Source organism: Pseudomonas sp. B6002, assembly GCF_013385985.1.
Taxonomy (GTDB): Bacteria; Pseudomonadota; Gammaproteobacteria; order Pseudomonadales; family Pseudomonadaceae; genus Aquipseudomonas.
On sequence record NZ_JACAOY010000001.1, the window covers coordinates 241,494 to 254,209 of the forward strand.

The window sequence follows — 12,716 nt, forward strand, 5'->3', positions numbered from 1 at the left end:
ACCCGAAACGGCACCGCTGGCCGCTGCCGGGCGTCAGTTGGCACGGATTGCACGGTATCGGGGCGTTATCCCGGACATTCCGCGCAGTTATTTTAACCGTCACAATTGCCCGCCAAGCCCCATTTCTGCGGGCTGCAGCACGCTTTTGCGGTGGCTAGCAGACAAGTCCCACGCTGTCGAGATATGGCGCCGTGGGCCGTTTGCGTATACTGCGCAGATGTTCTCCCCTACTGCTTTGCGCCCGCGATGCGCCAAATGGCTCTTCGCCACCGGACTCTTCCTGTTGCTCAGCGCCTGTGTTGATAAACCCAGCACGCTCGAGCGAATCAAGGAGGATGGCGTATTGCGCGTGGTAACCCGCAACAGTCCGGCCACTTATTTCCAGGATCGCAACGGTGAAACCGGTTTCGAATACGAACTGGTCAAGCGTTTTGCCGATGACCTGGGGGTCAAGCTGGAGATCGAGACCGCCGACAACCTTGATGACCTGTTCGGCCAGCTGGGCAAGCCCAACGGCCCGGTACTGGCAGCCGCAGGCCTGGTCAGCAGCGAGCAGCGCCAGCAACAGGTGCGCTTCTCCCATCCTTACCTGGAAGTGACCCCGCAGATCATCTACCGCAACGGCCAGTCCCGCCCGACCAACGCGGCAGATCTGGTGGGCAAGAAGATCATGGTGCTCAAGGGCAGCACCCACGCCGAGCAACTGGCGGAGCTTAAAAAGCAGAATCCTGCGATTGAATACGAAGAATCCGACGCCGTTGAAGTGGTCGACCTGCTGCGCATGGTGGACGAGGGCCAGATCGACCTGACCCTGGTGGACTCCAACGAAGTGGCGATGAACCAGGTGTACTTCCCCAACGTACGCGTGGCCTTCGACCTCGGCAATGCCAGCAACCAGAGCTGGGCCGTGGCGGCAGGTGAAGACAACAGCCTGCTCAACGAGATCAACAGCTACCTGGACAAGGTCGAGAAGAACGGCACCCTTCAGCGTCTCAAAGACCGCTACTACGGGCATGTCGATGTACTCGGGTATGTCGGCGCCTACACCTTCGCCCAGCATTTGCAGCAGCGCCTGCCCAAGTACGAGAAGCACTTTCGGGCTTACGCCAAGGAAGAGAAGGTCGACTGGCGGTTATTGGCGGCCATCGGCTATCAGGAATCGCTGTGGCAACCAGCCGTCACCTCCAAGACCGGCGTGCGCGGCCTGATGATGCTGACCCAGAACACCGCCCAGGCGATGGGCGTGTCCAACCGCCTGGATGCCAAGCAAAGCATCATGGGGGGCGCCAAGTACCTGGCCAAGATCAAGGACGAACTGGACGACAGCATTGCCGAGCCGGATCGTACCTGGTTCGCCCTCGCCGCCTACAACGTCGGCACCGGCCACCTTGACGACGCCCGCACCCTGGCCAAGCGCGAAGGCTTGAACCCGAACAAGTGGCTGGACGTGAAGAAGATGCTGCCACGCCTGTCGCAGAAGCAGTGGTACAGCAAGACCCGCTACGGCTACGCGCGGGGTGGTGAACCGGTGCACTTTGTGGCGAACATCCGGCGTTACTACGACATCCTCACCTGGGTGACCCAGCCGCAGCTGGAAGGCAACCAGGTGGTGGAAGGCAACCTGCATGTGCCGGGCATCGACAAGACCAAGCCGCCGGAAGATAACCCGCAGCTGTAAGAACACTGCAGAACCCATGTGGGAGCGGGCAAGCCCGCTCCCACATTTTGTCCGCGTCGCCTTATAGACCTGTGATCAGGTGGACGACGCCGCCTGCCAACACCATCACGCCCGGCACACCGGCTGCCTTCAATGCCTGTTCATCCAACCGCCCCGCATCCTGCAACTGCACCCTCACCCGCGTCAGCGCCACGCGCTGCTGCGACTTAAGATTATCCGCACCACCCAGCGCATTCAGCACCCCTGCCGACAACTCATTCTGCACCGGGGCGGCGACCGTCTCGGCTATCAGATCCGGCGTCAGTGCTTTCCAAAACGCTCGCTGCAATTTCTCGAACATGCTCAGTGCTCCAAAACAGGTGAGGATTCAACGGTGGCCGCGTGGTATTGGCTCAAGGCTTCACGTACTTGGGCGGCCTCTTCCAGGCCCAGGATCTGGCGGGCGATGATCTGGCAGTCGGCCAGATCCAGCTCACGCACGGTAGCCTTGATGGTCGGGATCAGCGGCACGCTGACCGACAGCTCATCCACCCCCAGCCCGATCAACACCGGCACCGCCAAGGCCTCGGACGCCAACGCGCCGCACACGCCCACCCACTTGCCATGGGCATGGGCAGCCTTGACGGTGGTGGCGATCAGGCGCAGCACCGCAGGGTGAAAGCTGTCAGCCTGGCTGGCCAGGCGCGGGTGATCGCGGTCCATGGCCAGGGTGTATTGGGTGAGGTCGTTGGTGCCGATGGAGAAGAAGTCCACATGGGGAGCGAACACATCGGCCATCAGCGCGGCGGATGGCACCTCGATCATGATGCCCAGCTTCGGCAACTCGCTGAGCCCGAGGGCTGCCGCCTCTTCTTCCAGGATCTTGCGCGCCAGGTGCAGCTCCGACAGCAGGCTGACCATCGGCAGCATGATGTGCAGCCGCGCAAAACCGGCGCTGGCGAGGATCGCGCGGAACTGTTCGCGCAGCAGTTCAGGGCGCTCCAGGCACAGGCGAATGCCGCGTAGCCCGAGGAATGGGTTGGTTTCGGCCTCCATGGGCACATAGGCCAATGGCTTGTCGCCGCCCACGTCCAGGGTGCGTACCACCAGGTTGCGCTCGGAGCCCAAGGCACGGGCGATGGCGGTGTAGGTACCAGCCTGCTCCTCGGGGCTTGGCGCACGATTGCGGTCCAGGTAGAGGAACTCCGAACGCAGCAGGCCGACGCCTTCGCCGCCGAGGGTCAGGGACTGTTCCACCTCTTGCAACGAAGCGACGTTGGCCGTGACTTCAACGTGATGACCGTCGCGGGTCGTGGCGGGCAAGGATGCCTGGGCCACGTCCCGCTGACGGCGCAACGTCTGCTGTTGGCGTGCGGCTTCAAGCCTCTCGATTTCGGTCAGGTCCGGGTCCAGGTGCAGTTCGCCTTTGTCGGCGTCCAGCAGTACCTGCTTCCCATTGGCCAACGCCAGCACCTGGGGCGAAACACCACAGATGGCCGGCAGCCCAAGCGCACGGGCGAGAATCGCGACGTGGCTGGTCGCACCACCGCCGACGGTGACAAAACCCAGCACCTTGCGCGTGTCCAGGCTCGCCGTTTGTGATGGCGTCAGTTGCTCGGCGATCAGGATCGCGCGTTCCGGCAAATCCCAAACGCTGTCCTGGATACCGAGGATCAACTTCAACACACGCTGGCCCACATCGGCCAAGTCTGCCGCACGTTCGGCGAGTAGTGCATTACCTAATTGCGTGAACTGCTTGGCGGTGGCGACCGTGGCGCTGCTCCAGGCAAACGCAGCGCTTTTGCCTTCGGCCAGCAGGCCGTGGGCATGTTCAAGCAAGGTCGGGTCTTCGAGCAGTTCCTGATGGGCGCGGAAGATCTCGGCCTGGGCGCTGCCGGCGGCCTTGGTTTGCAGGGCTTGCAACGCCTCGTTTGCCGCCAGCAACCCACGCTGCAGCGCAGCGCGTTCGGCGGTTTCACCGGCGCCCTGCTCAGTGATCGCAAGCTCAGGTTCTGTCACCTGAACCACCTGGCCAAAAGCCGAACCCGGCGAAGCACAGACACCGCGCAGCAAGGTTGCCGACGACTCCGGTGCAACCGCTTCAACCCTCTCTGCCAGTGCTGCGACCGTTTCGCCGCAGCCTTCGGCCAGCAAGGTGACCAGCGCCTTGATCGCCGCCTCGGCCTCCTCACCCGCCGCGCTCACCTGCAAGGTGTCGCCGTGCGCGGTTTGCAGCGCCATGATCGCCACCAGGGATTTCGCGTTGGCACTCTGGGTTTGCTTGTGCAGGTAAATACTCGCGTTGAAGCCTTTGGCCGCCTGAGCAAACACCGCCGCAGGCCGCGCGTGCAAGCCGTTGGCATTGGGCAACGTCAGTGGCTTGGAGAACAGTGCCTCACCCTCCTCCTCATCCGCCGTTTCAGCGGCCTCACCTGTGGATAACTGCAGCAACGGCTGACCCGCCTCCACGAGACCGTCGGCCAAGACCGTGAACGGCTCGCCGCTGACCACCAGCACCAGGGTCAACAGGCTGCGGGCATTGAGCGCCACATAGTCGGCATCGAACTCGATCAGCGGTTGGCCAACCTCCACCCGCTGGCCTTCCTGCACCAGCCGGGTGAAGCCCTGGCCGGCCAGGTTCACGGTGTCCAGGCCGATGTGCATCAGGACCTGTACGCCATTGTCATCGGTAACGCTGACCGCATGACCACTGTCCTGGATATTGCTGATCACCCCGGCCAGCGGCGCGCACAGCGTCTGCGACGTGGGGTCGATGCACAGGCCATCGCCGATCAGGCGGCTGGAAAACACCGGATCGGGCACCGTGTCCAGCGCCAGCAGCACACCGGACAAGGGCGCCAGCAGTTCCAGGGGTTGCGTTGCGGTCATGACTTCACCTGCTGTTTTGTTCTGTAAAAATCATAGGGCGAACAACGATCCAATGTGGGAGCTGGCTTGCCTGCGATGGCATCACCTCGGTCCTGATGAAAAACCGAGTCGCCTGCATCGCAGGCAAGCCAGCTCCCACATTAGTCCGCGTACACCCACATTCTTATTTCCACCAATATTCGACTTGCACACCAAAGTTGGAGCCATGCCGCGCCGTGCCGTAGGAGCCGGTGTCGGACAACGCCGAGCCTGCCGCCAATTCATTCGCCGCACGCTTGGCCGCTTCGTTCCACGTTGCATAGGTGTAGTACAAACGCACTTCCGGCCGCGCCCAGAAATCCGGGCCTTTGGGCGACCAGGTCGGGGCGAAGGTAAATTTGCTCAGTTTGCGCGTGCCGCCGGTAGCGTCGACTTGATCGTGCCCGAGTTCAGTGACGAGCTTGAACTGTTCGCTGATGGCATACGCAGGGCGCACCCCGATGGACATCCACGTCTGGTCCTGGCTGCCTGGGCGAATGTCTTTCTGGTACACCGCCTCGATCTGCCCGCCAAAGCGCGGCGTCACCTGCCAGTCGAAGAACTCCACGGCGCGGTAGCTTTTGCTGCTGTTGTCCAGGGTGGTGTCGCCGGTGTAGCCCAGGCCGGTACCAGGGCCTTCGCCGTATTGCAGGGCGAATTTGTTCTTGCCGCCCAGGAAAGGTTTTTGCACATGCTGCGCCGTGATCGCCCAACCGCTGTTGGTGTCGCGGCCACCGGCTTTTTCGATGTAGCTCAAGCCGAACTCCAGCTCACCGCCGGGATTGGTCTTGAAGCCCGCCACGTTGAAGTCGTGACGGGTGGCGTATTCCTTCTGGTACAGGTTGTCCTTGCGGGAGATGGCGTAACTGTATTTGAGGTCGCCGATGAGTACGTCCTCGATACCGCCGCCCGTGGCGCTCTGGTTCCAGTAGTAGAAGTCGGAGATATGGATGTCATTACGTTTGTAGTAACGCCGACCGGCCCACACCGAGCCGCCATTGAGGCTGGGCAGGTTGGACCACTGCGCATACATCTGCGGCATGCGCGCCGAGCCGTTGTCGTCGCCCTGGAATTTAAGGGCACGGTCGTATTTGTTGTAGAGGGACGCCATGGCGTCGACGCTCAGCACCGAGCCATCGTCGAGGGTCAGCAGGTCCTGACGCAGTTCCAGCTCGGCATACTGTTCGCATTCGTTGCCCAGACGGTACTTGGATTGCGCCCCCGGCAACTGGAAGCATTGCTGCTTGCCACTGCCCGTTGAGGTACCCGCGCCGCTGCGCAGGTAACCGGCAAATTCCAGGGCCTGAGCGCCCAGTGGCAGGCTCAGACAAGATGCAACGAGGCCCAGCTTTATTGTTGTTTTCATGAAGCACTCCTAATGTTTTTCTTATTGTTATTGCGTGGTGCACGCCCCCCTTGTAGGAGCCGGCTTGCCGGCGATGGCGATTCAACTGACGCTATCGCCGGCAAGCCGGCTCCTACAGGGGGTAGCGGTGTTTCAGTCCTTGAGGTGCAGGACGAAGGATTCGTAAGGGCGCAACGTGATCGTGGCGTTGCGCTGCGGGCAGTCGGGGTAGTTGCTGATCAGAAGGCGTTGCTCGGCGGCCGGGTTGATCACGTTGTCCGGCAGCTGGATTTCACAAGGCGTGCCGTAGAAGTTGTTCAGCACCAGCAAGCGCTCACCGTGGCCTTCGCGCAGGTAGGCCCAGACTTGCAGGTGGTCTTGCAGCAGCTCGCGGTAAACACCTTCCTGGATCAGCGGTTCATGGCGGCGCAAGGCAATCAGTGCGCGGTAGTGATGCAGCACTGAATCCGGGTCACCCCGCTGGCTTTCGACGTTGATCTGCGCCGCGTTGGCCGGGATGCCGATCCACGGTTCGCTACGGCTGAAACCCGCGTTGGCCTGGGTGTTCCACTGCATCGGTGTGCGGCTGTTGTCCCGCGATTTCTGTTTGATCGCCGCCATGCTCGACGCTTCGGGCTCGCCCGCATCACGCTTGAGACGGAAGATGTTGAGCGTCTCCACATCGCGGTACTGCGCGATGCTGTCGAAGCCCGGGTTGGTCATGCCCAGCTCTTCGCCCTGGTACACGTACGGTGTGCCCTGGAGGAAGTGCAGCGCGGTGCCGAGCATCTTGGCCGAGACCACACGGTGTTCACCGTCGTCACCAAACCGCGAGACCACCCGTGGCTGGTCGTGGTTACACCAGAACAATGCGTTCCAGCCGCCACCGGCCTGCATGCCCAACTGCCAGTTGGAAAATATCTGCTTGAGTTGCAGGAAATCGAAGTCGGCCTTCACCCACTTCTGCAGGTTCGGGTAATCGACTTTCAGGTGATGAAAGTTGAAGGTCATCGACAGCTCTTTCGATTCCGGCCGCGAGTAGCGGATGCAATGTTCAAGGCTGGTGGATGACATCTCACCAACGTTGATCAGGTCGTGCCCTTCGAAGACTTCGCGGTGCATTTCCTGCAGGTACTCGTGCACGTTCGGACCGTCGGTGTAGAAGCGGCGGCCGTCGGTGTTGTCTTCCGGGAAATCGGCGGGTTTGGAGATCAGGTTGATCACGTCCAGGCGGAAGCCACCCACGCCCTTGTCGCGCCAGAAGCGCATCAGCTTGAACACCTCGGCACGCACCTTGGGGTTGTCCCAATTCAGGTCGGCCTGGGTGTGGTCGAACAGGTGCAGGAAGTACTGGCCGGTTTGCGCTTCGTATTCCCAGGCCGAGCCGCCGAACTTGGATTCCCAGTTGTTCGGCTGGTCGCGCCAGATATAAAAGTCGCGGTACGGGTTATCGAGGCTGCTACGCGCCTGCTGGAACCACTCGTGCTCGATGGAGGTGTGGTTGACCACGATGTCGAGCATCAGCTTGATGCCGCGCTTGGCTGCTTCGCTGATCAGCAGTTCACAGTCGGCCATGGTGCCGTAGCTGGGGTCGATGGCGTAGTAGTCGCTGATGTCGTAGCCGTTGTCACGCTGCGGCGAGCGCAGGAACGGGGTGATCCACAGGCAGTCGACGCCCAGCCATTGGAGGTAATCAAGTTTGTCCACGATCCCCAGCAGGTCACCGGTGGCGTTACCCGCGTGGCTGTGGAAGCTTTTTGGGTAGATCTGGTAGATCACCGAGTGTTGCCAGGTTTGCATGGGGGGTTCCTTCAGTAGAATTTTGTGCGGGCCTTGAGGGCCTCATCGCCGGCAAGCCGGTTCCTACGGTTGACCGCACTCCTCTGTAGGAGCCGGCTTACCGGCGATAGCGGTCGATCAGGCGACCCGATAACCCGGCCGAACAATCTTCATGCTCAACGCACAGGTCAGGACGAACGGCACGACCATCGCGATGACCATCCCGATCACAAAGCTTGGGATGTACTGCGGAATGATCGAGATGAATCCAGGCAAGCCACCGACGCCGATGGCCGACGCCTGCACCTTGTTCAGCGACAGGAAAATACTGCCCAGCGCCGAGCCCAGCAGCGCGGCATAGAACGGGAACTTGAAGCGCAGGTTCACGCCGAACATCGCCGGCTCCGTGATGCCGAAGTACGCGGAAATCGCCGAGGTGGACGCCATGCTTTTGTCCCGCGCGTTGCGGGTCATGTAGAACACACCGAGGGCGGCACTGCCCTGGGCCAGGTTGGACATGACGATCATCGGCCAGATAAAGGTGCCGCCCTGGGTGGAGATCAGTTGCAGGTCCACCGCGAGGAACATGTGGTGCATGCCGGTGATCACCAGCGGCGCGTACAGCAGGCCGAAAATCGCCCCGCCGAGCATTGGCGCTAGGTCGAACAGGGTGACCACGCCTTCGGTGATCAGGATGCCGAGGTGACGCGTGACCGGGCCGATGATCGCCAGGGCCAGCACGCCGGTCACCACGATGGTGGTGATGGGCACCACCAGCAATTGAATGGCATTCGGCACCCGCGCCCGCAGCCATTTTTCGATAACGCTCATCACGTAGGCGGCCATCAGGATCGGCAGGATCTGCCCCTGGTAGCCCACTTTCTCGATCTTGAACCAGCCAAAGATGTCGAAGTACGGCAGGCTCTGGCCGTCCAGCCCCGCCACGGCCTTGCCGTAGTTCCAGGCATTGAGCAGGTCCGGGTGTACCAGCATCAGGCCCAGCACGATGCCGAGGATTTCACTGCCGCCAAAACGCTTGGCCGCCGACCAGCCCACCAGCGCCGGCAGGAACACGAACGAGGTGTTGGCCATCAGGTTGATCAGGCTCCACAGGCCATCCAGGTTCGGATACGCCTCCAGCAGTGTCTTGCCTTCGATGAACATGCCCTTGGCGCCCATCAGGTTGTTCACGCCCATCAACAGGCCGGCGATGATCAGCGCGGGCAGGATCGGCATGAACACATCGGAAAATACGCGCACCAGACGCTGCATGGCGTTGGTCTTGTCGGCGCCCTTCTGCTTGACGTCGGCGATGGTCGACACCGCAAGGCCGGTGGCTTCACGCAGGGCGGCGTAGACCTTTTCTACCTCGCCCGGGCCGATCACGATTTGAAACAGGCCGCCGGTAAAAAACGAACCCTTGACCAGATCAACCTGGTTCAACGCGGCGCTGTTGACCCGGCTCGGGTCCTTCAGCGCCAGGCGCAGGCGCGTCACGCAGTGGGCAGCTTGCTCAAGGTTGTCGCTGCCCCCGAGGTTCTCGAGAATCTCGCGGGCGATAGCTGGGTAGTCGTGGCTCATGCTTGTTTTCCACTTTGGTTTTTTTTATTGGGGGGGGCAGTCATTGGCAGCACGCCGAGGGCAAAAGTACTCGTCTGTACGAGTTAATGCAACAACTCGTCTGTACGAGTTGAAAATTGTTGGCCCTGGCTTGCTGGCGATGCTGTTCGTGAGGCCCCCATCGCCGGCAAGCCGGCCCCTACAAGGGCGTTGATATCCGTGGGTCTAATGGACAAACCCCACCCGTGCCACTATGGTTCCTGCCTGAACGCAAAGGCACAGAGCCATCCCCATGAGCAAATACAACCAGATCTATACGGATCTGCTTGCCAGCATCACCACCGAACGCCTGCAACGCGGCACGCGCCTTCCCTCCGAAACAGAATTGATGGACAGCTACCAGGCCAGCCGAGGCACCGTTCGTCGTGCCATCGAGCAGTTGCAAGAGCGCGGGTTTGCGCAAAAGATCCACGGCAAAGGCACCTTCGTGCTGTCACCCAACCCGATCGAATTCCAGTTGGGCGGCATCGTCAGCTTCCACGAAACCCACGCCGACCTGGGCGATGACGTACGCACCGAAGTGGTCGAATTTACCCAGTTCCCGCTGGAAGGTTCACTGCTGCAACACATCGAAGCCGAACCCGGCACCCTGATCACCCGCATCAAACGGGTACGGCGCATCGGCGGCAAACGCGTGATCCTCGACATCAACCACTTCGTCGCAGACCTGATCCCCGGCCTGGACCGCGACATCGCCGAGCAGTCGATCTACGCGTTTATCGAACAGACCTTGCAGTTGCAGATCAGCTACGCCCAACGCACCATCGAAGCCCTGCCCCGCAGCAAAGACGACCAGGCGCACCTGGACCTCGATGGACAAAGCCATGTGATCGTGGTGAGCAACCAGACGTTTTTGCAGGATGGGCGGCAGTTCGAGTACACCGAGTCGCGGCATACGCTGGATAAGTTTTACTTTTCGGATATTGCGCGGCGGTAAGTCGGACTGCACATCGATTGTTACTGTTGAGGCACACAGCGCTACCTGACAAACAGACAGAACCCTACGTAGAATGCCCACGTGGCTATGGAACACCTTCCTTCTAACCTCCTATGACCTAGGGGTTTCGCTCTCCACACTACGCCTGCTGCTTGCAGGCGTTTTTACATCAGCTGTAAAACGACGCTGCAACTCGTCCACGACGGCGACAAAGGGAAAAATCAAGCATGAATCAGGAGCTGTTTCTACGTCGCCGTAGCAAAGTTTACGTACCGATGGGCACTGGCGGAGCTACACGCGCTCAGGTTGCGTCGGCTGTCCGGGAGGTTGCGGCGTTCCGATACGTACTGTCAGAGCCATTGATTGAACAAATCGGCAGGTTGTCAGCGACAGAGCTCAAGTACTGGCTGCGCGAAATTGTCAGAGTCCTTCGGCGGGAGACAGGGGCTCATGTGCATCACTCGCCGCTTTATCCTGACTTCCCAGAGCAGGTGCTGGCTGCCTCAGAGGCGGAGTTGTACCTTAACGCCGTCATTCACTACCTCACGCTTTGGCGCCTCCCCCCCTCTGAACACGCTCGACCGGCGATGCTTGAAGGCAACTACATCTCCCGCGTGATCGAGCCGGGAAGTGTCTCTGAGTTTGAATCATTGTTCGCGCCGCTGGTGTCATCGCGCAGCTCGCTCTCCGAAGAGGAAAGCGCCGACGTGATCTGGTTTATCCGGCAGTACAAAGGCGATGTATTCCGCCTGCTGCCTGAGGCTATACCGTTCCGCGAGATCCGTGCACAGGTGGGCAGCGCACTTCTCCTGCACGTAGCCGGTGATGCGCGAGTGAATCTATTCCTGGAACAAAACGTCGAAACAGCGACTGACGTGCTACGACTTGCGGTAGCACTGAATGGTGGAGACGTGTCGCTGGCAACAGCATCGACACGTTTCACCGCGATGAAGCGCTCGATGCGCCGCCTGCTGTTGCGACTGCTCGACGCCATACCCAACGCCGTAGAAGACGTGATGCGCCACACTGAGCGCTGGAAACGACTGGCTGAAGTGCTGCACCCGGGCGACTACGCCGATAAATACCCACGAGCGTTAGCCGCCATCACGGCAGCACGTCGCAACGAAGCGCCCGCATCATTTGGATCACGTGTAGAAACACTGCTTGCCCAGCGAGACATTGTCACGCTCACCCCTTTACTACAGAGCCGACCTGGTGAATTTGCACGCCGGCTAGACGCGACCCTGCGACGTGCGGCAGAACCAGAGCCGGTTCTCGATGCATTCGAGGCGGTCGCGGCACACGTGTCCTCACCTGTTTTGCTGCAACTGCTGGCCCAGGTACGTTCGCCACGCCCTCTCCCTCTGCGAGCGTTCACGCCGAAAGGTGCACTGGCCAAAGTCTATGCCATCAAGGATCAGCGCGAGCCTCTAACACCGGACGTGTTGGCGAGTGCGGCCAGAATCTGCGAGGAGGCTCTCGTAAAGCGTTTTGCGTCGCTGCCGCCACTCGGTCGCTGCTTCATCGATCCCGAATTACGCGAGTACAGAGTGCCGCTGGCACAGCGTGCCTCATCAAAATCGCTACGCACGTTGGTGCGCGGCAGCCGGTTGCCAATCCCCGATACACGCTTCATTCGCCTGTTCCTATGGTGGAAGAACGGCCGTGCACGCACGGACATCGACTTATCCGCAGCATTTTTCGACGCCAACTTCGTGTTCAGAGAGGCGGTTGCGTACTACAACCTCAAGGGTTACGGCGGCTATCACAGTGGCGATATCGTGGACGCGCCCGAAGGGGCATCGGAGTTCATCGACCTCGACCTTGATATCCTCGTCGAGAAGGGAGTCCGCTATGTCGTCACATCCATCAACTCCTTCACCCAGCAACCGTATTGCGATCTTCCAGAATGCTTCGCGGGCTGGATGGCCCGTGCGGACGTGGCATCGGGTGAAGCGTTCGAGCCTAAAACCGTGTTCGACCGTATCGATATCGCGTCCGACACCGTTATCTGTCTGCCGTTTGTGATGGACTTGCAGGAGCGACGCATGATTTGGGCCGATCTGGGACTCACTTCATCGCCACGCTGGAACAACGTCGACAACAACCTCAGCGGGGTATCTTTGATGCTGCGAGCGTTAGTGCATACGCCACGGCCAGATTTGGAGACACTGTTCGACTTGCACGTTCGAGCACGGGGAGAACGAGTAGCCTCACTGCAGCAGGCACAGGTGGTGTTTGCACCTGATCAAGGAATCACGCCGTTCGATACGGATGTGATTCGATCGCAGTTTCTCTGATACCTGCGCCAGCCTTTACTGCTCGTTGAAAACGACGGCTCTTGCCTCCAATCTTTCTTCCCGTACGCCGGTAAACCTAACGCAAGACCTACTGTAGGAGCCGGCTTGCCGGCGATGACGTGCTTGAGATCACTACCTCATTCGAGGGTCTCATCGCTGGCAAGCCAGCTC

At 60.6% G+C, this 12,716-nt stretch carries 8 protein-coding genes; 3 read left to right on the plus strand and 5 right to left on the minus strand.

Features of this window, described 5'->3' with window-relative positions; all coding sequences use genetic code 11:
* Positions 1 to 217 precede the first annotated feature (217 nt).
* Positions 218 to 1,678, plus strand: coding sequence for a membrane-bound lytic murein transglycosylase MltF (mltF, locus tag HX792_RS01135; protein WP_176994401.1), 1,461 nt, complete (start codon positions 218 to 220; stop codon positions 1,676 to 1,678).
* Between the two features lie 61 nt (positions 1,679 to 1,739).
* On the opposite strand, the gene HX792_RS01140 is transcribed toward mltF, so the two are convergent.
* From HX792_RS01140 to treP, 5 genes are all read right to left on the minus strand, one after another.
* A complete protein-coding gene (locus tag HX792_RS01140; RefSeq protein ID WP_176994402.1) occupies positions 1,740 to 2,018 on the minus strand; it encodes a PTS transporter subunit EIIB in 279 nt (92 codons plus the stop codon).
* Between the two features lie 2 nt (positions 2,019 to 2,020).
* The gene (gene ptsP, locus HX792_RS01145) at positions 2,021 to 4,546 is read right to left on the minus strand and encodes a phosphoenolpyruvate--protein phosphotransferase (RefSeq protein ID WP_176994403.1); all 2,526 of its coding nucleotides are present in this window, start codon (positions 4,544 to 4,546) and stop codon (positions 2,021 to 2,023) included.
* 163 nt (positions 4,547 to 4,709) lie between these two features.
* Positions 4,710 to 5,930: a carbohydrate porin gene (locus HX792_RS01150; protein WP_176994404.1), complete on the minus strand. Its 1,221-nt coding sequence runs from the start codon at positions 5,928 to 5,930 to the stop codon at positions 4,710 to 4,712.
* Between the two features lie 132 nt (positions 5,931 to 6,062).
* A complete protein-coding gene (gene treC / locus HX792_RS01155; protein WP_176994405.1) occupies positions 6,063 to 7,709 on the minus strand; it encodes an alpha,alpha-phosphotrehalase in 1,647 nt (548 codons plus the stop codon).
* Positions 7,710 to 7,826: 117 nt separating this feature from the next.
* Positions 7,827 to 9,269, minus strand: a complete 1,443-nt coding sequence (gene treP / locus HX792_RS01160) for a PTS system trehalose-specific EIIBC component (protein WP_176994406.1) — start codon at positions 9,267 to 9,269, stop codon at positions 7,827 to 7,829.
* Between the two features lie 271 nt (positions 9,270 to 9,540).
* Here treP and treR point away from each other — a divergent pair, with 271 nt between their 5' ends.
* Together treR and HX792_RS01170 are read left to right on the plus strand one after the other, a co-directional pair.
* Positions 9,541 to 10,245, plus strand: a complete 705-nt coding sequence (gene treR / locus HX792_RS01165; protein ID WP_176994407.1) for a trehalose operon repressor — start codon at positions 9,541 to 9,543, stop codon at positions 10,243 to 10,245.
* A gap of 227 nt (positions 10,246 to 10,472) precedes the next feature.
* The gene (locus HX792_RS01170) at positions 10,473 to 12,545 is read left to right on the plus strand and encodes a TerD family protein (RefSeq protein WP_176994408.1); all 2,073 of its coding nucleotides are present in this window, start codon (positions 10,473 to 10,475) and stop codon (positions 12,543 to 12,545) included.
* Positions 12,546 to 12,716 lie beyond the last annotated feature (171 nt).